The sequence below is a fragment of the Myxococcales bacterium genome (assembly GCA_016699535.1).
Taxonomy (GTDB): Bacteria; Myxococcota_A; Polyangia; order Polyangiales.
In genome coordinates, this window is record CP064980.1 from 3,045,472 (window position 1) to 3,071,268 (window position 25,797).

A 25,797-nucleotide genomic window follows, 5' to 3' on the forward strand; every position below is an offset into this window, starting at 1 on the left:
TTGGATAACACATCGCAATACCCCTACTTCTTTACCTGGTCGATGCAACAAGGCCAGAAGCCAATCCAAATCAATGGAGGCAAAGGAGCGCATTTCTTTGATGACTCTGAAAACAGCTGGCTTGATTTAGGCGCTCTGAGCTACCAATGCAACTTGGGCCACGGGCGAGACGAGATTGCAGCAGCCATTTGCAAGCAAGCGCAAAAACAGTGCATCACAGCGCCCAACTTTTCGTATCCGGAAAAGGAAGCGCTTGCTCGAAAACTCCTGACCCTCTGTCCGCCTGGTTTCTCGAAGGTCTTTTTCACCCTTGGTGGCGCCGAGGCGAACGAAAACGCGATGAAAATAGCCAAACTCGTCACTGGCCGCCATGGTTTTGTGTCACGAATACGTTCCTATCATGGCGCAAGTCTTGGGGCACTGTCCCTTACGGGCGATTACCGACGAGCGCCTTTTGAGCCACTACTCCAAGGCGTGACTCATGTTCTCGATACCGAATGCAAGGCCTGCCCCGCAGAACTTCGTTCCGAGCACTGCACACATCGTCCCCTCAGCCAAATTCCCGCTGTTCTTGAAGCTGCCAAGCCCCAGAGCTATGCTGCTGTCTTTCTGGAAGCCGTTGCAGGGAGTAACGGCGTGATTATTCCTCCACCGGATTATCTGAAAAGTATTCGCGAAGCTTGTGATACGCATCAGGTCTTGCTTGTCTTTGATGAAGTGCTGACAGGGTTCGGTCGCACCGGAAAAACCTTTGCTTTTGAAAACTTTGATGGCGTGGTGCCCGACATGATCACCATTGGTAAAGCGCTTACTGGCGGATATGCCCCACTTGGAGCCGTTTTGGTTCACGACAAACTCGCCAGACACTTTGATCAGCAAGCCCTGCTCTGCGGATTAACCCACTACGCCCATCCTTTGGGTGTGGCCGCAGGCCTGTGTGCGCTTAATCTTTATGAACAGGAGGCGTTAAACGCACGCGCACATAAAACAGGGCAATGGCTTAAAAAACAGCTACAGCTTATCCAAGAAAAATTTCCAAAGCGCATTATACAGACACGAAGCATCGGGTTGCTTGCTGCGATTGACCTTGACTGCACCCAAGAGCAACTTTCCGCATTGAAGATATGCTTTTTAAAAAAGCATGTTCATCTTCATATGCGTTTTGACAGTCCACGTCTTATTCTTGCACCTCCCCTAGGTATCGAGCAAACTGAGCTAAAAGAAGGCCTGGACATCATCGAGCAAGCCATTAGAGAGGTACTCTCGTGAAAGCAAAGCATTTAGACAAAGTTCAGCCCGACGTCGAACACACACTAAACGCTTTGTTTGACGGCGCTCGAATCATGGTTGGTGGTTTTGGTCTGTGTGGCAATGCCGAAGCGCTTATTCAAGCGGTGCCGGATATGCGTGTTAAAAACCTTACGCTCATCAGCAACAACGCGGGTAACTTAGGAAAGGGCCTTAGCACCTGGCTTAAAGCCGGGATTGTCAAAGAAGTCATTTGCACCTACGTTGGCAACAACGACGAGCTACATCGGCAGATGGCTTCAAAAAAAGTGCAGGTAAACATCAGTCCACAAGGCACGTTTGGAGAACGCATGCGTGCTGCGGGCGCCGGTATCCCAGCCTTCTACACACCCACCGGCATCGGTACGGTGATTGAAGAAGGCAAAGAAAAACGCAGCTTTGAAGGGCGCGATTATTTACTGGAACATGCTCTTTTTGCAGACTTTGCTTTGATCCGAGCACAACAAGCCGACACCTTTGGTAACTTACGCTTTCGGCGTACCGCCCGAAACTTTGCACCCATTATGGCTACAGCAGCCAAACACAGCTACGTTGAGACCGACGAGCTCCTGCAACTGGGTGAGCTTGACCCAGACGACATCCACTTGCCGGGCATTTTTGTAAGTCGCATCGTTCACGTCCCAGCGCATGACGATCCCTTTGAGTACTTGATCGAAAGGGAGACATAGAATGCCTTTTGATTCAGTACAGATGGCAAAGCGTGCCGCGCAGGAAATAGCACCAGGCAGCATCGTTAATCTTGGTATCGGTTTGCCAACCCTCGTCGCAGATTACATCGAAAAAGCTACAGGCGTATGGCTGCACACAGAAAACGGGATTCTTGGCATGGGCCCCTTTCCGCTAAAGGGACAAGCCGACCCGCAGATCATCAATGCCGGAAAGCAAACCGTGACCATCGCCGCAGGCGGGAGTTGTTTCGATTCAGCCCTTTCCTTTGCCATGATCCGCGGAGGACACATCGATTTGGCGATTTTGGGCGGCATGCAAATCTCCGCGCACGGAGACCTTGCCAACTGGTCAATACCCGGCGGAAAAACCCTGGGCATCGGAGGCGCCATGGACCTTGCCGCGGGCGCTAAACGTATTGTTGCCATGATGAAACACCTGAGCAAAAACGGTGAAGCCAAACTAGTGGATCGTTGCAGCTTCCCGCTTACCGCTCAAAAAGTCGTCAGCCGTATCATTACAGATTTGGGTGTCTTTGATGTCGATAGCGGAGCGTTTCGCATCGTGGAGCTTGCTCCAGATGTCACCATCGAACAAATCCAACAAAACAGCGACGCCAAGTTTCTATAAAGCACTTGGTAAGAAGTGATCGCTCTATTCTGAGAGCTTTTTCTTTTCGAGATCATCAACAACACGCTTGACTGCATCCGCGGTGACTTTTTCGGTTGCCGGGTCGCCCTCAAGTTCACTTCGGTTCACTTGGTGTTGGGTAGGTGCTAGCGCACGAACCGAAGGGTCGCCCTCCACTACATCAATTACCATTTGCCCAAGGATGACGACATCGCCTGCCCTAAGTTCGGTATGGCCCTCAATGCGCCTGCCGTTAACCGCGGTGCCATTTCGGCTGCCGAGATCTTCGATGGTCAGAGCGCCGCTGGTTAACCGCAACGCGGCATGAAGCCGTGATACCGAATTGTGTTTTACCACGATACCGCAAGCATCGCTTCGACCCACCAGCGTCTCCCCTGGAGGGACCATATAACTAACGTCTTTTACGATAACTCGATAGCCACTCATGATCTGTTGTTACAGTATACCAAAAGAGTCGCATGTCCCAAAAATCATTCTTTGATTTTCCAAGAAAAAAAGAGATCAGGCCAAGCGCATCCCTGGTCCTGCCTTTAAGGGGTTATGGCTAAAAAGCGTGTTTCAGGCCGCAAAACGGTCACATGCATGTGATAGTCATGTGAGTGATTGTGCGCCACCATGGCCTGTCCAAAGGGTGGACGCCAGCCTCTGGCCCAAAACCATGGGTTGAACCAACGCATAACCACCTCATCATTGTAGTAGATGCGTATTTGTCCTTGTGCACATTGAGCGAGAATCTTAGCCAGATCAAAAACACGTGCCCGCAGCATGCGTTGCTCAAAAGTCGAGCGGCTTCGATAGTTGCCTCCACCTTCTACGGTACTCAGCATGCTACCACGCAGGTACAAATCCATGTCCATGCCACGATTGTGAGTCTTGTGCTGATCCGGAGGAGCATCAAGATCACCCACGGTTAGCCGCTCGCCTGGATAGGCTTTTGTGTAGGCATAAGCCGCTTTTAAGGCTAGTTTAACCAAAGTCGGCGATCCCCAGCGCTCTGCTGGAGGGGTGCGCTCCCAAAGCACATACAAGCCCTCCGCTTGCTCCTGTTCTGGAATCTGCCATTTGCATTCCGGATAAACCCGCCCTAGGTTACATGCTTCGGTTTTGGGAATGTCGAGCTCTGGCATTTCACAGCTCAGCGATGAGGCCCCAGAGGGCTTGACCCACCAAGCAAGCATAGCAATCACGATCACCATGGCCCAGGTTCCGATATGCAACAACGTCCGCATCAATCCTCAGGATACCCTGATGGTAGCCCAGTCCAAAAAACAGGATCAATTTTCGTTGCAAGATTGGGAGCAGTGTGCCGCACCTTCGGTCCTTCTCGGCTAAAAAGGGTCGTTCTTTTCGCTTTTATCCTGCTGATTGGGCTTGGCTGCCATAAGCAAGGCTCGAGAAAAAAGCTCAGCCCCCCCTGCCCCTCGGAACAAATTGCAGCCTTCCCTCTGCCGGGAATCGATGCCGAACAGCAAAAAGTGGAGTACTGGCTATCCCGCATGCCAAAAGAGATTAATCCTCTTTTTACGGAGCAAGCACGCGTCGATCGAAATCAGAGTTTATTGGAAGCCGCCGATGACTTTTCAATGTTTGATCTTCAACAACTGAAGATCAACGCTGCCCTGCAACCGCGCATCACCCGTCGCTTGACCTATATCGGAAAAGAAATGCAAAAAGGTCAGCTCATAAGCAAGTCCGCAGCCTTTGACCTCGAAGAGCATTTGCTTAGCGATTCATCCCAAACCTTTTACACCACCGTCGATCGGCCCACACCGATCTTCTGCACACCCAACGACAAGGCTTTATACAAAGCAAACGACCCCTACGCTTTGAATCGCAACTTGTGCAGCACTGCGCGAAAGGATGAGCTTATCGCTTGGCAGCCGTGGAAAGAAGGTTGGGCTCTTAGTTTCAGCGAATATACTTTTGGCTTTACACCCGAGACTTATTTAAAGAATAGAAAAGGCAAAGCGCCGCAAAGCAGTGAGGCTCACGGCACGCTGTCCCGTGAGAGTTTTCTGCGCGCAGCTTTTTCTTTTTTGGGACAACCTTACGGTTGGGGCGGACAAAACGGTGGCCTTGATTGCTCACGCTTCATTAAAGAAAGCTTCGCTAAGGTCGGCGTTCGAATGCCGCGCCACAGCAGCGCTCAACTAAAAGCATGCAGCACCATCATTGAAATCCCCGAAGACGCTCCGCTTTCAAACCGTTTGAATCTCATCGAAGAAGCGCACCATCAGGGCATCGCTCTTTTGCAATTACCGGGGCATATCATGCTCTATCTCGGGCACAACGACCAAGGGATTCCTGTTGTGCTTCACGCTTTTATGGACTACAAAGATCGCTGCAAAGGCAGCACAAAAGAGACCCGCCATAAAGTAGCCAAAGTCGCATTGAGCTCGCTTTACCTCGGCGACAACTCTGCGCAAGGCTCGCTGCTCAGGCGAATCACGGCCATTGGTATCCTTGGTCAACCGAACGACGATTAACTATTCACCAAACTCGAGATGAACCGTATGTTCTGCAGCTTCACGAAGCGCCGTGAGCACTTCTTCGTCTAAGGGTTTCTCAAACGCGATAGCCATGACATGACGCCACATTGGATCATCGGGGTTGTTTGATTCTTCGACCCGAATCACTTTGCCAACAACGCCTGCAAACATCGGTCCTGCCGGCAAAATACGAAAAGTCATCGTTAGCCTCTCCCCCACTTCAAAACGCGAAGGACTACCAAGCAAGATGCCTGTTGAGCTTGCGTTTCTGCTCATCGCTATACGGTCTTTTCGATCTTTGGAATCCATCGCCACGGGAAAGAAAGCCTTGTGGCGGCCACTGTTACGCCTCTCGTTCATGGTTAAGATCTTAGCGCATGACTACCCCGGCTGCAATTGAAGTGCTTCACAAGCCCTCCTTAGGCAACCCACAAAAGCCAGCACCCATTCCAGCCTTCGATCAGCTAACACCTCTATATTTTGCCAAGCTTGCAAAGAGGTGCCGAACCTCCATGCTCAGACAGTCCTCGCTTCGCTGCGCAGCTGCGCGTGAAGGTCCGGCACCTCTTTGCTTCAAGACTAGGAAGCTACAAATTCCGCTGGGCATCTCAACAGATCCGAAGTCCTCAAGTCTTGTGGCAAAGCGGGACAGGGGTCCCACGCGCAGTTCCGCAGCGAAGCGAGGACTGTTTGGGCATGGGACCCCTGTCCCACTTTGCAAGGCAGTCAGAAAACAGAGAGCTGAATATGACAGACCTGGCATGTTTTGTGCTCAATTAATGCCAGAATTGGCATTGCACTGGGTGTTTTTTGCCATATTTGTCAGGCCGTGAATTGGCTACGACAACTTCTGCGCAGTGGACCGAAGCAGTGTTGGCTGATTTTGATGCTTTTTGCTCGATCATGCCGCAGCCGAACGCAAAGCCTCGGCCACCGCCATGTCCTTTGTCATGCACTACCCGGATCGCAGCGAGCTGGTCAGCGCCATGATCGCCATGGCCCAAGAGGAACTTGCTCATTTTGCGCAGGTCTACGAGCACATTGCCGAGCGAGGCCTGCTTATGGGCGCCGACAGCAAAGACCCCTACGTCACCGCACTACGCGAACACATCCGCAAAGGCCCCGAGGCCTATTTTCTAGATCGTTTGCTTATAGCCGCCATTGTGGAGGCACGTGGATGCGAGCGTTTTGGGCTTTTGGCGGAAGCTTTGCCCGAAGGAAAACTCCAAGAGTTTTATCGCGAGATCACCCGATCGGAAGCACGTCATGCTGGATTGTTTTTGCGACTGGCAAAACTTTATTTCCCCGCAGACACAATCAGCAAGCGGATGGAAGAACTTCGAAGCATTGAGGCAAGTATCGTCGCTAAACTTCCTATTCGTGCCGCATTGCACTGATTGCATGGAAAAAGCGCTACGCAAATACCTCGATCACTATGCAGAAAAAGAAAAAGTTTTTGCAGAGCACATCAACGACAACTTTTCCGACTGCGTCATCATCCCAGCTTTCGATGAAGGCCCGGCCATCTTGAATGCACTTGAAAGCCTGCTTAATTGCCAAAGCGATAAACCCCTTTGCATTGTTGTTAACAACGCGCCAAGAGGAGCCCCAGACAAAGCTCTGCAGAACACAGCCGAGACAAGCACGGCTGTGCAAGCTCGCTTCAATGAAATTGATTCATTGGATGAAAACAATAGCACCAAGCTACTTCGCTTCGGCAAAGGCGCATTACTGCTTATCGATCGCTACAGCTCGGATTCTGCGTTAGATCCGAAAGCGGGTGTCGGAGGTGCACGAAAAATCGGCACTGACCTTGCTCTATCCCTTTGGGCGCAAGGAAAACTTGATTCAAAATGGCTTCATCAAAGCGATGCCGATGTCGCCTTTCCAAGCGATTATTTTTCCAGAGCTCGCCAAGCCTCAAGTAGGCCGCAAGCAGCAGCCCTGCTTTATCCTTTTGCCCATGAAAGCAACGCCGCGCTGCGCTACGAAATCTCACTACGCTATTACGTGCTGGGCCTCGCCTATGCTGGCTCACCCTACGCATTTCATACCATCGGCAGCACTCTTGCAGTGAATCCAGCTGCCTATGCGCAGGTACGTGGATTTCCCAAACGCCAAGCAGCAGAAGACTTCTATCTGTTAAACAAACTCGCCAAGGTCGCTTCCATTGAAAAGTTAGCAGGCGAGCCCTTAGTGCTTAGCTCAAGGATATCGCATCGCGTCCCCTTTGGCACCGGCGTGGCGGTTGAGAAGATACAAAATGAAGGCGAGGATGCACCGAAACTCTACCATCCGGCTTTGTTTGCTGAGCTTCGAGAAAAAGTGCAGAGCCTGGCAAACGAGCGCGCTGTGCATGAACGTTTTGATGCCTTTCGGACGCTGAAATGGATGCACCAAGGACGCGACACACGGCATTCTTCCCTTCCCTTTTGGCATGCCCTCGAGCAAGCACCCTTTATCGAGCTTGGCGCGGAACTAAAGCAAAGCGGACTTGTCGCGCTACGCAGATATCTATATGACTTAGAGACGATGCTGCAAAAACGCAACGGAATAGACAGAGATCATGGAACTCATTGATATTAGTCGCAAGCTATGCACGAAAGTCGATACGCTATCCTTCCCTGAGCCAGTGGCTTTTGTGTACAACCCACTGCGCTATGCACGCGTAGCTCACGAAAGTTATCTTGAACGCTATGGCCAATCGCCAAAGAAAGCGCTTTTGTTGGGCATGAATCCGGGCCCCTGGGGCATGGTCCAAACCGGCGTGCCTTTTGGCGAGGTGAACGTGGTACGCGATTGGCTTGGGATTAACGTGCCGGTGAAACGCCCGAGCAACGAACACCCCAAACGTCCCGTGACAGGGTTTGACTGCACACGCAGCGAAGTAAGCGGACGACGGCTCTGGGGTTGGGCCAAGGACCGCTTTAAGACACCATCGCGTTTTTTTGAAACCTTCTTTGTCTACAACTACTGCCCTTTGGCTTTTCTAGAAGAAAGTGGACGTAATTTTACGCCCGACAAGCTCGCAGCGAAAGACAAAGAAAAACTTTTCCAGGCATGCGACAAAGCTTTGAAAGACAGCGTTCATTCGTTGAACTGTGAATACGTGATTGGTGTCGGAAGTTTTGCTGAGCAGTGCGCCAAACGCGTACTGGCCAGTACTCCCGTTAAAACAGGCCGCATCCTTCATCCAAGCCCAGCCAGTCCCGCAGCTAATCGCGGTTGGGCAGAACGCGCCGAAGCGCAACTTAAATATATCGATAAACTATTGTATCCATAAAGAAAAACGTTGTTGAATTCTGTTTTCAAAAAGCCTACACAGCCGGCAGCAGCCATGTCTAACGATTCCCATGCCCAAGCGACTCTTGCCAGCCTTCCGGAAGGAAAGCGTGCCGTGGTCTGCGCGATTTCAGGCCATGGAGCCTACCGCCGGCGTTTGCTTGAGATGGGCCTGATTCCAGGAACAACAGTGCAGATGGTGCGAACTGCGCCCTTGGGAGATCCGATAGAAGTACGTTTGCGTGGCTTTTCGCTTTCGTTGCGTCGGAAAGACGCCGCTCAAGTGCACACCTCTTCAGCCGCCATCGTAAACACAGCCGCCACGACTGAAAACGGCCAATTTAATCTGCACTCAGTAAAGGCGCCTCAGAGCCAGAGCACTGAGAAAAAGCGCATCTTGTTAGTCGGTAATCCAAACAGTGGAAAAACGACACTCTTCAATCGCCTTAGCGGCAAGCGCAGCAAAGTAGGCAACTACCCTGGCGTTACCGTCGAGAAGAAATCCGCAGAGCTGACTTTATCGAGCAGCGAAAAAGTTGAACTTATCGATTTGCCAGGCACCTATTCCCTGCGTGCCAACTCGCCCGAAGAGCGCGTTGCGGTCGATGCAGTGCTCGGACGAAAAACACCAGCACCCGATTTAGTTGTGATGGTAGCCGACGCGACCTCTCTTTCACGCAATCTTTACTTAGCTACTCAATTGGCCGAAAGTCCCACGCCTCTATTGATCGCATTGAACATGTGGGATGAGAAAGAATCGCTCGGCTTGGACATCAATCTTGAAAGCCTGCAAAAAGGCTTGGGCGTTTGTTGCGTGCCCATCTCCGCCACAAGTGGCCAAGGCCTCGATGAATTGCGCGCGCAGATGCAGCGCATGCTCACGCAAAACGAAAGTCGCTCGGTGCTTTGCGCGCGCTATGATGCCCGCATCGAAGAGGTTCTGGGCCAAGTCGAAAATGAAATTCCCGAAGCGTGGCACCACGGCAGCGCAGCCCGAAAACGCCTTTGGGCCAGTTGGGCATTGCTCTCGATTGGCGAAGACGAACTTCACGAAGTGCCAGATTCTCTACGCAGTACGATTCGCGACCTATGCGAAGAGCATAAGAAGGATCCATCTCCCATGGATCAAGACATGATTCGTGAGCGTTATGCTTTTATCGACAACTTGCTAAGACAATGCGCCCAAGGCACCCTCCCCATTGCTAGACGCGAGCTTCAAGATCGCTTGGACCGCTTTTTGCTTCAACCCGTCATCGGAACGCTCGTCTTTTTGACGCTAGTTTTCATTCTGTTTCAATCGCTTTTTCTTTGGGTTGAGCCGGCGATTTCCGCGATTGAAACATCCATTAGTTTTTTGCAAAACTTGGTGCAAAACACCGTTCCTTCAGGCTCGTTCCAGGACCTTATCGTCAACGGCGTTCTTGCAGGGGTTGGCAACGTCATCGCCTTCGTACCGCAGATTGCTCTGCTCTTTTTCATGATCTCTGCTTGAAGACTCCGGATATTTGGCCCGGGTTGGTTTTGTCATTGACCGCATCATGCGCGGTGTCGGCCTGCATGGAAAAGCTTTCATTCCCATGCTCGGTGGTCTTGCCTGCGCCGTCCCCGCGGTGATGGCCACCCGCACCATTGAATCGCGTCGCGACAGGCTCCTAACCATGCTGGTTATCCCTGTGATGTCGTGCAGCGCCAGACTGCCAGTCTACGTCTTGATTACCGCCGTGGTGTTTGCGCCATCCGAGGACCGTCTGGGCTTTCTTAGCATGGGCGCCCTTGCCCTTTTCTTTCTCTATGCCTTTTCAACCGTAGCAACTTTACTTATCGCTACGGTGCTGCGCAGAACCATTCTTAAGGGACCCAAGCCAAAACTTTTGCTAGAACTTCCGCCTTACCGTAAGCCGGCCATCATGAACTTACTGCGCAATGCTTGGGACAACGTTCGAGCCTTTCTTGGCGAAGCTGGCACGATTATCTTAGCCATGACAGTGGTGATGTGGGCTCTGCTTTCTTACCCTAAACTCGATGCAGCTGACTACCCGACCTTTTCAAAGGACACGAGCGCGGAACATCAAAGAGCACTTGTTGCACAAGCCGAGCTTGAACATTCCTTTGCCGGACGGATTGGAAAAGGTCTTGAGCCCATCATGAAACCTCTTGGTTTTGATTGGCGTATCTCGGTCGGCATTCTTGGCGCCTTTGTCGCCCGCGAGGTGTTTGTCTCCACCCTAGGCACCGTGTTTGGACTGGGTCAAAGCGATGAAAACTCCAAACCCTTGCGCGCATCGCTCAAACGCGCAACCTGGCCCGATGGGCGGCCACTTTTCCCTCCGCTGGCAGGTTTCTCGCTGATGATCTTTTTCGTCTTCGCATGCCAATGCATGAGCACGATTGCTGTGGTTAAACGTGAATCAGGCAGTTGGAAATGGCCAATGTTTATGTTTGCCTATATGACGGTTCTTGCCTATTCAGCTTCCTTCGCCGTCTACCAGCTTGGCAAAGCGCTTGGCGTTGGCCTAAGCTAGACTTGCAATGATTGAGTTTGATTACCAAGGCTTTCTTGCAGCACTTGCTGTCGCCGTCGCGCTTGGCTTTCTTCTGAGACGCTGGTCGAAAAAAGACAGCAAACGCAAAGGCCCGGATGTACCCGTTGATCAGCTCCTTCGAAAACACCGAAACGATCACAAAAGGCGTTGATCGACAGCAGCCTTACAAGACGCCGGCCCACCGACGCCACGCTCCACCCCTGCTGCCGGTTGACTCGCATTGAAGGCCGGGGACTAAGGCGCTGGCAGGTTGAAGACTAAATCCCACCAGTTTTCATAGGGCGAGTTATCAACCCCGCGAGGCATGCGCTTAAAGCGCCAGGTCTGAAAGCCCCAGTCATTGCACTGCCATGCATCGCAAGCCACGGATGTCAGCGCTTTGTCTCCTGAAAAGAAACTATCACAACCGCTGCTCACCAATGTCTGATTGCCGTAGTCGTAATCTTTCGTGCCATTTGGCGGAAAATGCGTATCTCCACACATGTCGCGGCCTGCGAACTGATCGAGCAGTCCATAGTGAGAAAGTGTAAAATCTACGCGGTGGCCAAAACCATGCAACAAAACGTCCGGGTGCCGATCGAGATTGAATCCTACGGTCGCAAAGGTAACGGGGCAATCGTATTCGAGCATGCCATTAATAGAAAAGGGCTCGCGACCGATCATGGAGGTCTCGTGAAAGCCAAAATACGGACCGGCAAAAAGCCAAAACTCCTCAACACCTTGCTCCTGGGCTATGCGACACAAATCAAGTGACTCTACAAGCTTTGATTGATCCGCCAAAGGAGCAATTTCCGTCAAGCCATACGACGAACCCCAGAGTTTGGATTGTCCGTCATAACCATGGCAATTTCGGTAATCCTCAAAACATGCAAGGTAGCTCGCTTTATCATAGACAAAACCATCCTCAAGCTCCGGGAAGAAACCTGCTGTCTGCAAAGGCAGTAGCTCGTACTGTACGGCATGGCCAGTGCCTTCCTCCACTCCGTTTTTGTACAGTTCACTAAACTCATCGGGGCTATAGGGGTAAATACTCGTTATCCCGTTCGGATCGAATACGATAGGCAATACCTTAATCTGCCTCGTTGTTGCGCTGGGAGATTGCACATCGTCAAGCGTCGGTGGTCTATATTCAACAAGTTCTTTTTTGCCATGGTCTGGCGCCGCGCATTGCACATACTGATTCGGCTCCCTAAAATGATACGGTTGGTAGCGCTCCGCCATGATCCAACCGGCATAGGTAAAGTTGGTGTCGTTTAGTTTAACCCTCAACCAAACTTGTTTCTCGGTAGGGGTTTGTCTAAGGGATGCAGGATCACTTGAAAGCTGTCCGTCCTCAAAAGTCAACGTGGGAAAACGTGACACTGTCGTTTTATCCAAACTCTCGCCGGCTGAGATAACGCGAATCACATTTGAAACAGGCAGGTTCCAGGCAGCAGAATCTCGGAGTAAGTTGCCATGAATGCTTTCAGCTAAGTCCGGATAACGTCTAAAGTTCGTGTCTGCTTTAGGACTACACCGAGTGGCATCGCAGAGCAACGGAATGTCCTCGTCTTCTACGCCCGCAGGCCCAAGATAAATCCATCCTGCTTGCCCACCACCATCGGTAAAATACCCCCATTCGTTGCCACCAAATTCCATGGTGTACCTCGAATTATCTATGCCAACTTCACTTGGAATTGCCTCGATGATAGTCCCGTGAAATAGAGGGGACTTACGATGCTCGCTGCCAAAGGGATCGAGTCGAAGTTTTAAACCACTGTTTTCAACAACCTTAAGATATCCACAGTCAGCCAGTTCAGCGCCAGAAACACCGTCATAGCTACTCTCAGAGCCTGGACTACAAGACCCTGAACCGCCTATAAACCAAAAACTCATTAAAAGCCGTGCGACATGTAAGTGTGTTTTGTGCATTCCACGGAGTACTCCTGCAAAGTTCATGCCGGGGCAATTTGTGCTGCACTTCAGGGTAGGTAGCGTCCATCGTTGCCCTCCCTGGGAAGTAAAGTCCCTGTTTGGCAGCCCCACCTGCAATACGATCGACAGTTTGTACCGCGCCCACACGAGCTATTCCTATAGAATTTCGGGAAATACAAATTTGTTCAGGTGGGCACAATTCTTGCGTTTACATACAATTAGGCCCAAGCCGCTCTACTCGCTATCGCTGTGATTTCTATGCCATCTCGAATCTTTAAAAAAGGAACCTATCTCAAACACATGGCCTTTCAAATTGCGCTCATGGCGTCTTCTGTTTTCTTTTGCTCGGCTTGCGCGCTTGGAAGCGTTGATGCGCTGCAAGAAGCCATGCCTGAGGCAACCGCTCCGGCGGTGCCGTCCAAGTCTCAGAGCACTCCGACCGTTGCGCCTTCCCTTGAGTCTGAAGAGCCTTCATTGCCACCCTCGACAGCAGGATGCCATGAAGATTTGAAAATCATGACTTACAATTTAGGAACCGGGGGCTATATCGACGGGAACGGCGAGAAACATTACTTTTACTCGAACCCGGAACCTATCCTAGAAAAAGTCGCCAACCTTATTGTCGATCAACAGGCAGATGTTGTGGCGATTCAAGAAATTGATATTGGCAATCAACTCTATCAGAAAGTCAATATGCCGCGCAAGCTGTATGACAAGTTGATTGCGAAGGGCTACCCCATGCAAGCACATTTCGGCCCGGCCTTTGATATCGGTTTTCTCAGCGGTAATTTCTTACTCAGCCGTTTACCTTTTCTGCAGTCCAAAAAAGAAAACAATCAGCACACGGGTGAACTTGAACTTGTACCCTCGGACTACATTCAGCGAACTGTGGCCGATCTAAGCTGCTACGACGATACTTTTTTCTGCAACTGGAACTTTGGCCAGAACGTTTTTACCTTATTCAGCACTCTTCAAACCGCATGTGGACAGCTCATCGTCGTCAACTACCACCCTTTTCCACAGCTGGCTAATGAAATGGCGGCCATGCTTCAACAAGTGCTCACGACCCATCACAGCAATGAGCAAACCTTGCTTGTGGGTGACTTTAACATCACGCGCGGCTCGGCTACCTATACGAGTTTTCTGCCCAAGTATACAGACAGCTGCACTGATGGATCCTGCTTACGCACATTGGATCCTTCCATTTCAGCGCAAGAGCTTGCGGTGGATTATATTTTTACTGAGAAGGAAGCTAAAGGCGGCTATCAGCCGCCCTGGAGCGCCGTTCAAAGCCAAAGCATCCTCAGCGCGAACGATGGACTGTTTGTTTCCGACCACCTACCGCTTGTGGCCGATCTTCACTACACAGAATGATCCAGCGCTATTAGCAATGTGTGGCGATGAGAACTCAGAGCAAGTCATAGTGTATACCTGATGCCCTTTAGGGGCCAACCATAGCGGCGTTCTATCAACAACGCCAAACATTCCAGTTGCCGGAGCAACAGGTAGCAGTTAATCGCTTATTTACTTACATTACGTTTTGTTAGTGTGGCTTGACAATTGACACAACTCTTTGGGCTTATGCCATTGCGAAAAACATTGAATTACTCGTCAATGAGTGCGCCATTTAGAATCCACTGGCGCAGGTCTTCAAGTTCTTTATCGTCCGTGAAATAATTTGGAACTCCACTTACCGGCAAGGGCATGCGTCCTCCAACAATGGTTGTGTCGGTGCAACCATCCGTCGAATTCGGGTCTCGAAGCTTCAGGTAAAGATAGCTCTTGCAAGGATCGCCTGCTGCATCGCCGGTCTTTTCAATGAGCTTGAGCTCTGTGCGTTGGGTCGATACAGCAGCCGTGCGTGTTGTATCACCCAAAAGCCGTGCATAGAGCTCATCATAGTCGTTCGTGTCCAGATCAAGTCCGGCAGCAGGGTTTGAGCCGCCATGACAACTCAGCGCTCCGGTCGAGCCGCCGCAGGTGCTATTGAGTAAGGGGGCAATGCGGCCGCGCCAGGTAGGATCGGTGCCGAGCACATCGAAGTTGTTGGGATCCACTGTGCAGGTCGCATAGTTGATGGGTGCACCAAGTGTGACGTCGGGCGATTCAGGATTAAGCCCTTCAATCCAGCACATAAGTGCGAGCATTTCAGAAATCGAAAGAGGCTGATTCGCTAGAGGCATCCTTGTGCCCGGTACATCAATTATTTTTATCTGACTGGTCGCGCTATCCACTTGTCCGCATGGATCAGGCATCACGCCTCTTAGTCGCGCGACAACATAACTTGAAAGCGGCTCGCCTGGCTCAAACAAAGTCAGCGTCTTGCACTCGGCTACGCTGTGCCCAAAGGTGCCGTTGCGATTAAAATCACCCTGACGAATTGCATCGGATTGCTCCTTTACATCATTAACAAAAAGCAGCGCGATAATTTCATCCTGACGGTCATCTCGCACTTCGCCAAAAATGTGAGTGCCACCATCGAGCGAATAAAAGCGGGTATCAAAGGAGTTAAAGGTAAAGTCGCCGATTTCGTCGTCTTTTAGAATGCGGCGCTGAAACTGAGCGGTAGCAGAGACGCTGTCGCCTTCGAAAACGATGGGTGCACGTAGATAAATATGCAACCCTGGATCTTCGGCATTCGGCAAACGATCCGCATTGCGAAAATCGGTATACTCACCAGGAATGTAATCAATGTACGCGATTTCGCTTGAAGGGGTTGAAAGACCAGCAAACACCAAAAGGTCTCCGCGCTGCTCACAGTAATCGAGCACAGCATCATGACTAAGCGGCCTTACGTTGCACGGCTCAGAGACCCACGAAAGCATATTGGCTTCGGAACTAAGGTCTGGATACTCTTTGCTATAGTGGCAAACGCCTTCGGTTACAGCACAGGTGCGACGAACAACATCGTGCCAGAGCTGTTGTGTGTTTGCAAAGTTTTTCTGGGCTTCCAAATAGGAAGGATCATCGCCCGTGTAGGGCGGGACACTGCCAGGAGCGGCATAAGAAGGACGATTCGGTGTTATGTTTATTTCGCCGGCAAGCACGTTTCCGGAAAAATCCTCACCACAGCCTGATATTAAGCAAACAGGTAGGACTACTACGAAGAAGGCCAAAATAAAAATTTTCATGTCAGCTCAACAAGTCTGAAAAGTTAAAGACATTCTCAGCATCAAACACGCCGGCATGATCGCCGCCCAATGCGTCGATGAGTGTTTTCATAAAGGCGCGGTATGAAACAACTTGGCCTTCGGCTTTGAGGTCTGAGCTGCGTGTATGGCCAAGCTCTTTGCCTCCAAGAGCCAAGGTGTTTGCCCCTTCGGCGATCAAACCACCCATCATCGGCATGGACATCCATCGCGTGGCCAAGTCTCCGCCGTGATCACTGCCACGGGCTGAATTAAAGCGCGAGCCTCGCGCTGTGCGGCCAAACTCACTGCCAAACACGACTAAAGTATGGTCCCAATAGCTGCTGCCATCTTGGCTGCCGTCTGGATAGCTGTATGGCATGGCTTTTAACGCCGCGTAAAGCGCGCTCATGATCCAGTTGGGCTCGTCCATGGCCGTCGGGAAGCTGCTCTCCTCGTTCGAATGATAGTCCCATCCACCCTGACCAAAATACACAGCGGGGCAGCCAAAGTGAAACAGGCGTAGCGCTAAACGCACGGAACGAGCGGCGCGGCTGTTACCAAAAAGCGAAGTTAGTTGGGCTTGGGTGAAACCATCAACAGCTTCGTCGCTGTTATTGTCGATATCAAGAATGGGGCTTTGAAAAATGTCGTTGAAGCGTTCGTTGGCGCTGCGACTTTGGATGTAAGCGTCCACTGGAGTTCGCAAAAACACGTGCTGACGCTCTCTCATGCGTTGATCGGTTGCTTTGGAAAAACTTTTTGCCCATTCAGGAATATTGCCACTTTCAGTTCGAAAGCGATCAAAGTTAGTCCCTTCAATGACTGGAGGCCTGTACCCTGCGAAAACACCCGTTCCGCGAGCCATGCCCGCTTCACCAAGCACAAAAGCCGGCAATCGCACGCTGGTTGTGTTGTTCCCAGTGGCTACCTCATTACGTAAGGCATAGTTAATCATCGAAAAGATACCCGTGCCGGCGCCGTCGTAGCCACCTGTCCCAGCATAGCCGGTGTAAAAGCGCTCTAGCCCCGTTCCGTGGTTTCCGTCGGCACTTCCTGAAAACGGCTCATGATCGACGCAAGGAATAACTGCAATACGCGTTGCAAGTTGATTCATCGGTAACATCCCTGCTGCTTGCTTTTCTTCATCAAGCCATCCGGAGCGGTCCATCACAGCCGAAGCGCCCCACTCTACGCCTTGCGGCAAGCCCGCAGCCGAGCCAAAGGGATTAAACTGGCTGGCAACATTGCCATTGTAAGCCGCAGTGAAACGGAAGCCTGAGTTAAGACGCATGTACAGCAAATGACGAATGCTGCCGCGCACATCACTTTGCTGCTGAGCGAAGGCTTTGGGCAGCCAAAGATGAGGACTGCCGGCGATGGCTGCGGTCGCGCCAAGACTTTGCACAAAACGTCTTCGACTTAATCCGGTTTTCTTTTTTTGCTTGCTTTTAGCCATTCACCTGCCTCAGTAAAACAACATTTCTGCACTTGATAACAGCGCGTAACAAAGCGGGCGCGCAAATTCCTCTGCCGTGCGCGCATCTCGCGCCGCTTGCTCGCCTGCGGCGCGAATCTCCTCGACTTCAACCGCCGTTGCATCTCGCCCAAAGAACACCCTCGCCTGATGTCGTAAGAGTTGCTCGGCGATATCTGCACTGGCAGCCGTGCTGGCTGTCACACCATTGGGCAGCATGGCCCCGATAGCCGCTGCGGCGTCGCTTCCTTCTAACGCTGGATCACATACTTGCGAAGCAAAATTAAGCTGCACGCCGGTTGTAAGCACACTCACAATGCTAAAGCGCGAGGATTCCTCATTGTTGGGACAGCCGCCCAAAGTTCGTACGAGGTCCCGGTATTCGCCGACAATGAGCCCTTCGCTTTCGGTAGAAAGCTGCCAATCGGATTTCTCAAGCAACAAGTATGCGGCAATGCTTCCAGCCTCAAGGAAATCCTCGGGTCGCGTGATGCGATGATCGCAAGCACCAATATTTACCCCAAGGGTGCTGCTCATACTTTTGACCCAACCTTCTGCTTGGACTTGCTTGAGCGGTCCATAGGTCCAGCGATGTTCAGTCGGAGTTCCTCCTCCGCTTGCTTGCTCGCCCTGAGCCGACTGCAAATAGGCTGCAGAGGTAGCAATGGCGTAATGAACAGCTCGTAAATCTCCGTTGTATAAATTGGTAAGGTAGTCGACCATCTCAGAGCGTACGGCGGGAATCTCGCGGCCAAGGGCGTAGCCAAGGTACTGCTGAAGCACCCTATCAACAATGTGTTCCCAAAACACTGGGCCGTAGCGCAAAGCGCTTGAAATCAATCGTCCAGGCTCTTGCAGTTGTTGCCATTCATCGGCTTTGAGCAAACCACTCCACATGCGTTTTTGTCCGTCTACAGTCAAGGCACGTATGTCGGGCCTTAAATAGAGCTCGACCAACTCGCCAAACTCAACGCTTGTGCATTCGCCCACTGTGGCCGGATCCCGAACGCCGTTTTCATTAACGCAGCGGTATTGAAGCCACGAATCTGGCAAGCGCATGCCGAGCACTTGATGATCGTGGTAGTCGTTGAGCCACAGCGAATAAAGCCTTGCAAGGTCGCTGCGTTCGTTTTCATCAGGCGGTCTACCGAGAAACATGGAAAAAGCCGCTTCAGCCCGATCGCCTGAGGTATCGTACAGCCGTGTTACAACGGGATGCGAAGCAGCAACGGTCGCGAAGACATCGTAAGCGAGATAACCGCCGCATAGCTTGCCGACAATGTTGTCCATGTCATAAATACGCTCAACACTGACCTTTTGGGTGCTGTAACCAAAAATGTCGGCCCAGCGTCGACGGCATTGCAGCGAAAACTCTTCGCTATCGATAAGTTCCCAAACGACCTCGCCCCATGGACGCGCAGCGCAATTGTTTAATGTCTCAGCCTCTGTGGGATAACGACCGATCAGGTCCATGTACAGCCGACGGCAAGCCTCACCTTTTTCGAGGGCTCGCGTGGAAAGGCCGACGCCCCAAGTGGCAGGGCACATCGCACGGTTGATGGGGTTTTCTAGAGCAGCGGCATCACAGTAACTCTGGCAATCGCCATCGCAATCGGGCAACTCGCCATTGGCAGGAAGAGCAACGTCTCTTGCTTGCGGCAAGGTATCGTTTCCGCCGAGCAATGGTCCCGCGTTGAGCGGCTCGCTTAGGCCAACAAATTGCCCCGGACCACGAGCGGGATTGTTTGCATCAAACTGAAGCTCCTCACCACAAGCAGACGCAAACAGCACGACTAACCACGAGCATACGCTCGCGCTGACTATCACATTCCGAGGTAGTCTCTTTGTCATAGCGCTCATGCCACCACACTCCGATACGGTCTGTTAATCTGATCTGTCTTTGTCGATAACGCAAGCAAAGCAATCATTTCCTCACAGTGCCACCTCTGCACCTACAGTGAATCCGTAACGGAGGATATTAAGCTGCCAGTCGATGGCAAAAGGAACACCTTGAACCGTCTGCTCGGTGTTAAACAAGAACATACGGCCCGCCGTAAAAGAAAGACCTCCACGAAGCGCAAAGTTTTCATGAAGCGGCAAACGAACATGCACGAGCGGCGCGATAAAGCCGCCTAAGCGTGGCACACTCCAAACATCAACACCCTGCGCCTGCAATGCATCGATTTCATCGGCAAAGTCGCCGCCGGGCAAAAGAGTCGACAGACCTGCGCGCGCGCCCAATATCAAATCGACAAGAGGCAACGAATCAATGATGTATTCAAGCTGTGCATACAGATCCAGCATATGGCCATAGCTGTAACTTGTATCGTCACCCTCAGGCTCCGTTTTGTAATTGCCTGCGTAGCGCAAGCCAAAACCAAATCGCGTGGGCTGACCCAATGGAAAGAGCAAATAGGCATTTATCGATAAAAGATTTGCACTTGAGTAATCACCGGATTCATCGAGCGGTTCATTGATGGCTACTTTGCGAGAGCCATCACGTCCGGAGTCCTCAAAATAAAGACCAGGAGCAAGACCAAAGACCATGCCTGACTTGCTTTTTATTTTTTGGGTTGAGGCGTCAGCTTCATCGGAATCCTCTATTGCCGTTTCTTCCGATGCCTCAGGAGGAGCTTCGCTCTGAGCAGGCTCCTCGACTTCAGCTGTGACATCGACCTTCTTAGTTTTTTTTCGACGCTTGGCTTCTGCCGGAGAAGCAAGCAAGAACATGAGCAGCGTTAGACACGCCAGTGAAAGCCAACCTCGGTTCATGCACCAAAGAATAGCATCGCGAGCGGCCTAACTCCAAATAGCTTTGCGGTATTTAATTATTTGCTGCGATGCATTACACGGCGGCGACGCACAAGGCATAAGCCGAACACAGTCAACCACAATGTGGCATGAGCAGTATTATGCTCTGAATTAACTGCGCAATCGCAACCTCCGCCGCCAGCAACGCCTTCATAGCCGTTTACAAAGCTACCGGTATCGCCATCGGGACGCATGCCAGCATCGTCTACGCCACTATCAGACATGACCCCCGCATCGCCCGCTGTCGAATAGCATTCCCCAGTGCTCGTATCGCACACCTGCGAAGCGCCAAAGCGAGTGATACACTCCGCATCATCGGTACATCCCTGGCAGGCATTGCTTCCGCTATCGCATATGGGAGTGCTTCCATCACATGCGTTTTGATCATCTAAAGTGCACTCAACGCAGTTGCCAGTGCTTGGCTCACAAACAGGCATTGAAGCGCTTCCGCAAACGACAGGGCTCGTCCCTGAACACAGCCCAGAGCTACATTGATCGCCATTGAGGCATTCGTTGCTATCGTCGCAAGCCGTACCATCTACAGCATGGTTGCTCTGGCATGTCCCTGACAAACAGCTGTCTGGATCGGTGCAGACCGTATCGGAACTATCACCACACAACGTTCCGTTGACTGCGTGGTTATCTTGACAGGATCCTCCTCCATCACAGGTATTTGGATCCGTACAGTCGGTATCGCTTGAATCACCACAAGGCGTTCCGCCAACAACGTAATTGAGCTGGCAGCTACCAGCGCCATCGCAACTATCGGCGTTATCGCATTCGGTCGTCGTAGCGCTGCCACAGGCAAAACCAGCCATTTCATGGTTTGCCAAACAACCGCCCAGGCCATCGCAGGTATCCGGATTGGTGCAGGCATCGTCGGTTGGATCGCCACACGCAGTTCCGGCTATTTCATCGTTCGCCAAACAGACGCCAGTCCCGTTGCAAATATCAGGATTAGCGCATTCGTCATCGGTGAGATCGCCGCAGGAAACGCCGGCTGTTTCATCGTTGGCAAGACAAACGCCCGCACCGTCGCAAGTATCTGGATCGCTGCAATCGGTATCGCTTGCATCGCCGCACGCAGTACTGGCTGCAAGATCGGAATAGCTTGATGTTGACGTGGCTGAAATACAGGCTTGACAGTCATTCGCAGGGTTTAGTGCGTTTTCGGCAATGCATTGTCCTGAAATCAAACAACCTGTGCTGAGCACATTTGAGCATACTCCGACGCTGCAGCTGTCGGTTGTGCAAGAAAGCGCATCATCGCAGCTTACAACTATCGAAACGTCGTCGATAAGGATACCGTTGACGTTGTCCATGTTGGAGCCCGGCGTGAAACGAATCGAGCCGGTTGTAGCACTGGCCGTTACGGTAACTTGATAGGTCGTAAAAACATAGTCAGCTGCACTTGGAGTCACCGAAGACGTTGCTCCTAAAAAATTGATATTGACCGTCGCATCAACTGGTGTGCTCGAACGCCGCGCAGCCTTGAAGGTTAAAACATAGTCCTGTCCCGATACTAGATTGCTTAGGTTTTGATCCAAGTTGAAAGGCAAACCCAAAATTTGAGCAACTTTGTTCGAAGGTGAACTTCCACCATAAGCATCTTCCGTATTCACCTGACAATCGCTTCCCGACAAATCATCCCAGTTGGCGCAGTCGGAACTAAAATCACTGTTCAAAACATTCTCACCACAGGTTTGAGCCTGCGTCGGAGCAGTCCAAGCCAACAAAGAACATGACAACGCTGTAAGCAGAGAAAAGCGACTAAATACGATCGACATACAAAACCCTCCAAGAACCCATGGAAAGTCGTACACCACTTCGCAGCACGCAGCAAACCTTGAAAAAAAAACAAACTTAGGAATGTTTTTGGATAATCTTTTCGAGACGTTTGAGTGCTTTTTCAATCACCGGCATGGAGGGGCCGAAGGAAAAACGCGCGTGATGCCGAAAGCGCGAAGTTCGACCAATACGGCGTGAGCCCGGATCGACATCAAAAAACTCGCCTGGAACAATGATCACTTTCTCTTCGAGGGCCGCCCGAAAAAAATCGTCACCACTGCGCAGTGAAGGCGGTAGCTCCGATAAATCGCCCCAGACATAGAAGGTGCCTTGGGGTTCAAGCGCAAGCTTGATGCCCATTTTTTTTAGTCCGGCAACGAGCAGATCGCGTTTAGGGCGGAAAGCTTTTTGGATAGCTTCTGTTTCCTGTTTGGCGTGCGCTTCGTTGACTAGGTCAATCGCTGCACGTTGCATCGGCCGCGATCCACCACCGTCCAAAAAAGATCCGGCACTGATGCATCCCTCAATGACCTGTTTGGGTCCGAGCACCCAGGTCACACGCCATCCGGGGTAGCGCCAGTTCTTCGTTAGGCCGTCGAGAATCACTACTGGATCGTTTTCGACGTCCTGCACGTGCGCTGCGGCGCTTACAATGCTTGGAGCGTCTTTGGCCCATACGTAGTGCGAGTAAAACTCATCCAAGATCAAGGTGCAATCAAGCTCCCGTGCCGCATCAACCCACTGAGCCAGCTCTTGGCCATGGACAAGTTTGCCCGTTGGATTACATGCGTTGCTTAGGAGCAAAGCGCCAAGGCCTCGGCCTTGTATTTCATGCCGCAATTCATCCGCCCCGAAAGCGTAGCCATTGGCTGGCTCAAGCAAAATCGGAATGGGATTGAAACGGCGAAAGACATCCAAAACTTCAGCGTAGGCGGTGTAGTCCGGCAAGAAATGTCCGAGATGCACTGGCGCGATGGATGCAGCCACTCGCATGAGTCCCACGCGGCCTCCCCCGCAAATCGCGACGTTCTCCGCTGTGTACTGAGAGGCTTTGCCTTTTCGGAACAGCGCGTTGTACATCTCGGCCACCGCTTCACGCAGCTCAAGCAAACCACCCACCGGTGCGTAGTCCTGATCCGCTTCGAGCGCGATTTGTTTGATACGCTCTGGCGCACCGGGCAGTGGACCAGTCTCCGGTTGCCCTTGTCCCAAATTGCACCACTCCGGATCGGTAGCGGAAAAGCCTCTTTTCTCAGCCTCGGCGGTGACGTAAATCACGCCGGTGCGTGGAACGGGCCTAAAACTGCCTAGGGGGCGCTCATTGTTCGAGTTGTTTTGCATCACGGAGCTTCTTTTGCCATCACACACCAAAAGGGTCCAGCAATGAGAGCAAAACAGATGCCTGGACATTTTTTCAGTACCAAGGCATTTTGCTTTGCATGATCCGTCCCGTTCTTAACCCACCAAACCCCTGGCACAGCACCTTGGTTGACTGGGAAGGCGAGGCGCCCCACGTCAAACTCCAAGTCTTTGAAGAAGAAGCCAAAAGCATTCTCTCTCGCCATGAAAGCCCGGATTTGAACTTTCGCTGGTCCATCAACCCTTACCGTGGGTGCTATCATGGTTGTACGTACTGCTATGCCCGCCCCTACCATCACTATCTTGATATGGGCGCAGGCACCGATTTCGAGCGGAAGATTATCGTCAAGATCAACGCGGCAACGTTGCTGCGCAAGGCCTTTGATAAAGCAAGTTGGCAAGGCGAAACCTTGGTATTTTCAGGCGTAACCGATTGCTACCAGCCTCTTGAAGCAGCCTACGGCATCACCCGCCAATGCCTCGAGCTTTGCCTCAAATACAAAAATCCAGTCGGCATCATCACAAAAGGTGCCAACGTAATTTGTCGCGACATGGATTTGCTGCGCCAGTTGGCAAAAGTTAGCGGATTATCGGTGTTTTTTAGCATTCCTTTTAGCGACAACGAAACCGGGCGCATCTTTGAGCCTTTCGCCAGCCCCATTGAAAGGCGCTTCGCCGTCTTGGCAGAGTTGAGCCAAGCTGGGATTGAGACAGGGGTTTCACTCGCCCCAATCATTCCAGGGGTGAACGACAACATGATTCCAACCATCCTTGAGCAAGCAAGCGATGCCGGAGCAAAACACGCCTTTATGACCTTGCTCCGCCTGCCCGCCTCAGTAGAGCCGTATTTCTTTGCATCGCTCAAACAAAGCATGCCGATGCGGCAAAGCAAGGTGCAAAACGCACTCATGTCACTTCGAAAAGGTAAAACAAGTTCTGCAGCATTTCACGAGCGCATGCAAGGAAGCGGTAAACGCTGGTCGATGATCGAGCAACTGTTTAAAAATCATTGCGCACGCCTGGGTATTAACAAAAACGAGGTTGGCATTGCCCACAAGCGCGATAGCTTTGAGCGCCCTTTTGAACAACTGAACTTAATCGCCACCTAGAGTAATACGAGGTTTAGACCGCAAGTGATTCAGGGTTCATGCCTTGAAGCACTTTTTGCGCTATGTCTTTCGTCTTGGAAACGAAATAAAGGAATTCAGTGTTGCGTAAATGACTTACCTGACCGACCTTTTGCCTTCAAGGTTATGGATACCAATCTGAGCGCCAACGTAACGTTTTAAAATCAATACCTAGCACCGCAACGTTGCCCCATTTGCCCAAGAGCTCTTCCATCTCTTCACGGCTCACATAGCCTTCATTGTTGAACGAGACGAGTAAATGCTTGGCCTGAATATTAGAGATGACTTTACTAAGGGCATCGTGAATCAAACGTTTCGAGTTAAAAGGGCTTTTGTATTCTCTGCAATCGATGCGTTTACAGGCCTTGCCGTACACTTCGGGTTTATCCCAACGCACCAAACTCTCCCACACATGGTAGTTCCCACGATAACTATGTTGATTGTAGGGCGGATCGAGATAAACCAAATCTGCTTTAAGGGTCTTGGCTGCGTCGGCGGCTTCAAGACGTGTCGCTAGACCGTCCCCCGGCAACACATCCGGTAGACGTAACTGAAGCGGGTTGTGAGCACGCTTAGCCCACTGCTTGAGATAAGCCATCTGTACACCCGTGGTTGAATCCACGCGGTCAGCAGCTTCCATCAAAGAGACAAGCAATACGGCTTCGAGATTTGGCTCGAGCCCAAGTTCGGCAATGCGCTCCCGAATGGCGTCCACTCTTTCACCATTGGTGGGATGAAAAAAGCGAGATTGATTGCAGAAGGTTTCAGTGAAATACCCAGCTTTGCCCGGTATACGATTGAACTCTTCAATCAACAGCGCAGCCTCTTTTTGGATGGCGTTGCGATCGGCTTGAACGTAGCAGCGCGCAAGCACATGCGCGTATTGATTGTGATCGTTTGCTTGAACGAAATAACCTGCTTTCTTTAGAGCATGCGCGACTCGCGATGTGCCCGAAAACAGATCAACAACGTTTTTGACCTTGGGAAAGGAAGCTACGGCTTGCAGAATCTGCGGAATAAGCACGCGTTTTGAGCCAATGTATTTGATCACAATCGCTTCATTTTAGTAGCCCAAGCTGTTTAGCTCAACCAGCAACTCCCTTCACTCTCCATATTAAGGGTAGTCGCTCAAAGCGACTGAGACGTGGATTGAAACAATTATGGATAAACATGCACAACACGGCCTTATCGAAGACCAAAACAAGCAAGGTCATGCATCGACCGCACCGATCCTGAGGTATAGTGCGGCGATCT

At 51.5% G+C, this 25,797-nt stretch carries 21 protein-coding genes and 2 pseudogenes; 12 read left to right on the plus strand and 11 right to left on the minus strand.

Annotation, left to right across the window (positions count from 1 at the left end):
• Genes IPJ88_14435 through IPJ88_14445 form a run of 3 tightly spaced genes read left to right on the plus strand, consistent with a single transcriptional unit; the run spans position 1 to position 2,604 of the window.
• Positions 1-1,269: an aspartate aminotransferase family protein gene (locus tag IPJ88_14435; GenBank protein ID QQR89385.1), complete on the plus strand. Its 1,269-nt coding sequence runs from the start codon at positions 1-3 to the stop codon at positions 1,267-1,269.
• A complete protein-coding gene (locus IPJ88_14440) occupies positions 1,266-1,976 on the plus strand; it encodes a CoA transferase subunit A (protein QQR89386.1) in 711 nt (236 codons plus the stop codon). The genes IPJ88_14435 and IPJ88_14440 overlap by 4 nt, the downstream gene beginning before the upstream one ends.
• A gap of 1 nt (position 1,977) precedes the next feature.
• The gene (locus IPJ88_14445) at positions 1,978-2,604 is read left to right on the plus strand and encodes a 3-oxoacid CoA-transferase subunit B (GenBank protein QQR89387.1); all 627 of its coding nucleotides are present in this window, start codon (positions 1,978-1,980) and stop codon (positions 2,602-2,604) included.
• A 24-nt stretch (positions 2,605-2,628) separates the two neighbouring features.
• Here the strand turns inward: IPJ88_14445 and IPJ88_14450 are convergent, their stop codons facing one another.
• A complete protein-coding gene (locus IPJ88_14450) occupies positions 2,629-3,051 on the minus strand; it encodes an FHA domain-containing protein (protein QQR89388.1) in 423 nt (140 codons plus the stop codon).
• Positions 3,052-3,155: 104 nt separating this feature from the next.
• On the minus strand, positions 3,156-3,854 hold the full coding sequence (locus IPJ88_14455; protein ID QQR89389.1) for a hypothetical protein: 699 nt from the start codon (positions 3,852-3,854) through the stop codon (positions 3,156-3,158).
• On the opposite strand from IPJ88_14455, the gene IPJ88_14460 reads away from it, so the two are divergent.
• Positions 3,837-5,111, plus strand: a complete 1,275-nt coding sequence (locus IPJ88_14460) for a C40 family peptidase (GenBank protein ID QQR89390.1) — start codon at positions 3,837-3,839, stop codon at positions 5,109-5,111. The two genes, IPJ88_14455 and IPJ88_14460, sit on opposite strands and share 18 nt — an antisense overlap.
• Here IPJ88_14460 and IPJ88_14465 read toward each other — a convergent pair whose 3' ends face one another.
• A complete protein-coding gene (locus IPJ88_14465; protein ID QQR89391.1) occupies positions 5,112-5,474 on the minus strand; it encodes a PilZ domain-containing protein in 363 nt (120 codons plus the stop codon).
• A 459-nt stretch (positions 5,475-5,933) separates the two neighbouring features.
• Here IPJ88_14465 and IPJ88_14470 point away from each other — a divergent pair.
• The 6 genes and pseudogenes from IPJ88_14470 (at position 5,934) to IPJ88_14495 (ending at position 11,090) form a co-directional block, all read left to right on the plus strand.
• A pseudogene (locus IPJ88_14470) lies at positions 5,934-6,511 on the plus strand (tRNA-(ms[2]io[6]A)-hydroxylase).
• Between the two features lie 4 nt (positions 6,512-6,515).
• Positions 6,516-7,694 (plus strand): glycosyltransferase family 2 protein, encoded by a 1,179-nt coding sequence (locus tag IPJ88_14475; protein ID QQR89392.1) that lies wholly within the window; start codon positions 6,516-6,518, stop codon positions 7,692-7,694.
• Positions 7,681-8,397, plus strand: coding sequence for a single-stranded DNA-binding protein (locus IPJ88_14480; protein ID QQR89393.1), 717 nt, complete (start codon positions 7,681-7,683; stop codon positions 8,395-8,397). The genes IPJ88_14475 and IPJ88_14480 overlap by 14 nt, the downstream gene beginning before the upstream one ends.
• A 54-nt stretch (positions 8,398-8,451) precedes the next feature.
• A complete protein-coding gene (locus tag IPJ88_14485; GenBank protein ID QQR89394.1) occupies positions 8,452-9,888 on the plus strand; it encodes a 50S ribosome-binding GTPase in 1,437 nt (478 codons plus the stop codon).
• A gap of 13 nt (positions 9,889-9,901) precedes the next feature.
• Positions 9,902-10,918, plus strand: coding sequence for a ferrous iron transporter B (locus IPJ88_14490; protein QQR89395.1), 1,017 nt, complete (start codon positions 9,902-9,904; stop codon positions 10,916-10,918).
• Between the two features lie 7 nt (positions 10,919-10,925).
• The gene (locus IPJ88_14495; protein QQR89396.1) at positions 10,926-11,090 is read left to right on the plus strand and encodes a hypothetical protein; all 165 of its coding nucleotides are present in this window, start codon (positions 10,926-10,928) and stop codon (positions 11,088-11,090) included.
• Between the two features lie 83 nt (positions 11,091-11,173).
• Here the strand turns inward: IPJ88_14495 and IPJ88_14500 are convergent, their stop codons facing one another.
• Positions 11,174-12,877, minus strand: a complete 1,704-nt coding sequence (locus IPJ88_14500) for a hypothetical protein (protein QQR89397.1) — start codon at positions 12,875-12,877, stop codon at positions 11,174-11,176.
• Positions 12,878-13,153: 276 nt separating this feature from the next.
• Between IPJ88_14500 and IPJ88_14505 the strand changes: the two genes are divergently transcribed.
• Entirely contained in the window at positions 13,154-14,227 is a 1,074-nt protein-coding gene (locus IPJ88_14505; GenBank protein ID QQR89398.1) for an endonuclease/exonuclease/phosphatase family protein, read from the plus strand.
• Positions 14,228-14,457: 230 nt separating this feature from the next.
• Here the strand turns inward: IPJ88_14505 and IPJ88_14510 are convergent, their stop codons facing one another.
• The 6 genes from IPJ88_14510 to IPJ88_14535 form a co-directional block, all read right to left on the minus strand.
• Positions 14,458-15,984: a hypothetical protein gene (locus IPJ88_14510; GenBank protein ID QQR89399.1), complete on the minus strand. Its 1,527-nt coding sequence runs from the start codon at positions 15,982-15,984 to the stop codon at positions 14,458-14,460.
• Position 15,985: 1 nt separating this feature from the next.
• On the minus strand, positions 15,986-17,440 hold the full coding sequence (locus tag IPJ88_14515; protein ID QQR89400.1) for a DUF1501 domain-containing protein: 1,455 nt from the start codon (positions 17,438-17,440) through the stop codon (positions 15,986-15,988).
• Between the two features lie 9 nt (positions 17,441-17,449).
• On the minus strand, positions 17,450-19,309 hold the full coding sequence (locus tag IPJ88_14520; protein QQR89401.1) for a hypothetical protein: 1,860 nt from the start codon (positions 19,307-19,309) through the stop codon (positions 17,450-17,452).
• Positions 19,310-19,390: 81 nt separating this feature from the next.
• Complete coding sequence (locus IPJ88_14525; GenBank protein QQR89402.1) at positions 19,391-20,230, minus strand: hypothetical protein; 840 nt, start codon at positions 20,228-20,230, stop codon at positions 19,391-19,393.
• A 56-nt stretch (positions 20,231-20,286) separates the two neighbouring features.
• Positions 20,287-22,056, minus strand: coding sequence for a hypothetical protein (locus IPJ88_14530; GenBank protein ID QQR89403.1), 1,770 nt, complete (start codon positions 22,054-22,056; stop codon positions 20,287-20,289).
• Between the two features lie 76 nt (positions 22,057-22,132).
• On the minus strand, positions 22,133-23,398 hold the full coding sequence (locus tag IPJ88_14535; GenBank protein ID QQR89404.1) for a pyridoxal phosphate-dependent aminotransferase: 1,266 nt from the start codon (positions 23,396-23,398) through the stop codon (positions 22,133-22,135).
• Positions 23,399-23,496: 98 nt separating this feature from the next.
• Here IPJ88_14535 and IPJ88_14540 point away from each other — a divergent pair, with 98 nt between their 5' ends.
• Positions 23,497-24,525, plus strand: a complete 1,029-nt coding sequence (locus IPJ88_14540) for a radical SAM protein (protein ID QQR89405.1) — start codon at positions 23,497-23,499, stop codon at positions 24,523-24,525.
• A gap of 13 nt (positions 24,526-24,538) precedes the next feature.
• Here IPJ88_14540 and IPJ88_14545 read toward each other — a convergent pair.
• Positions 24,539-25,594, minus strand: a pseudogene (locus IPJ88_14545) (DNA adenine methylase).
• Between the last annotated feature and the right edge of the window lie 203 nt (positions 25,595-25,797).

Coding starts and splice junctions, on each gene's coding strand:
- IPJ88_14445 (QQR89387.1), top strand. CDS start 1,978: ATGCCTTTTGATTCAGTACAGATGGCAAAGCGTGCCGCGCAGGAAATA.
- IPJ88_14450 (QQR89388.1), bottom strand. CDS start 3,051: ATGAGTGGCTATCGAGTTATCGTAAAAGACGTTAGTTATATGGTCCCT.
- IPJ88_14460 (QQR89390.1), top strand. CDS start 3,837: ATGCAACAACGTCCGCATCAATCCTCAGGATACCCTGATGGTAGCCCA.
- IPJ88_14455 (QQR89389.1), bottom strand. CDS start 3,854: ATGCGGACGTTGTTGCATATCGGAACCTGGGCCATGGTGATCGTGATT.
- IPJ88_14465 (QQR89391.1), bottom strand. CDS start 5,474: ATGAACGAGAGGCGTAACAGTGGCCGCCACAAGGCTTTCTTTCCCGTG.
- IPJ88_14475 (QQR89392.1), top strand. CDS start 6,516: ATGGAAAAAGCGCTACGCAAATACCTCGATCACTATGCAGAAAAAGAA.
- IPJ88_14480 (QQR89393.1), top strand. CDS start 7,681: ATGGAACTCATTGATATTAGTCGCAAGCTATGCACGAAAGTCGATACG.
- IPJ88_14485 (QQR89394.1), top strand. CDS start 8,452: ATGTCTAACGATTCCCATGCCCAAGCGACTCTTGCCAGCCTTCCGGAA.
- IPJ88_14495 (QQR89396.1), top strand. CDS start 10,926: ATGATTGAGTTTGATTACCAAGGCTTTCTTGCAGCACTTGCTGTCGCC.
- IPJ88_14500 (QQR89397.1), bottom strand. CDS start 12,877: ATGAACTTTGCAGGAGTACTCCGTGGAATGCACAAAACACACTTACAT.
- IPJ88_14505 (QQR89398.1), top strand. CDS start 13,154: ATGGCCTTTCAAATTGCGCTCATGGCGTCTTCTGTTTTCTTTTGCTCG.
- IPJ88_14510 (QQR89399.1), bottom strand. CDS start 15,984: ATGAAAATTTTTATTTTGGCCTTCTTCGTAGTAGTCCTACCTGTTTGC.
- IPJ88_14515 (QQR89400.1), bottom strand. CDS start 17,440: ATGGCTAAAAGCAAGCAAAAAAAGAAAACCGGATTAAGTCGAAGACGT.
- IPJ88_14520 (QQR89401.1), bottom strand. CDS start 19,309: ATGACAAAGAGACTACCTCGGAATGTGATAGTCAGCGCGAGCGTATGC.
- IPJ88_14525 (QQR89402.1), bottom strand. CDS start 20,230: ATGAACCGAGGTTGGCTTTCACTGGCGTGTCTAACGCTGCTCATGTTC.
- IPJ88_14530 (QQR89403.1), bottom strand. CDS start 22,056: ATGTCGATCGTATTTAGTCGCTTTTCTCTGCTTACAGCGTTGTCATGT.
- IPJ88_14535 (QQR89404.1), bottom strand. CDS start 23,398: ATGCAAAACAACTCGAACAATGAGCGCCCCCTAGGCAGTTTTAGGCCC.
- IPJ88_14540 (QQR89405.1), top strand. CDS start 23,497: ATGATCCGTCCCGTTCTTAACCCACCAAACCCCTGGCACAGCACCTTG.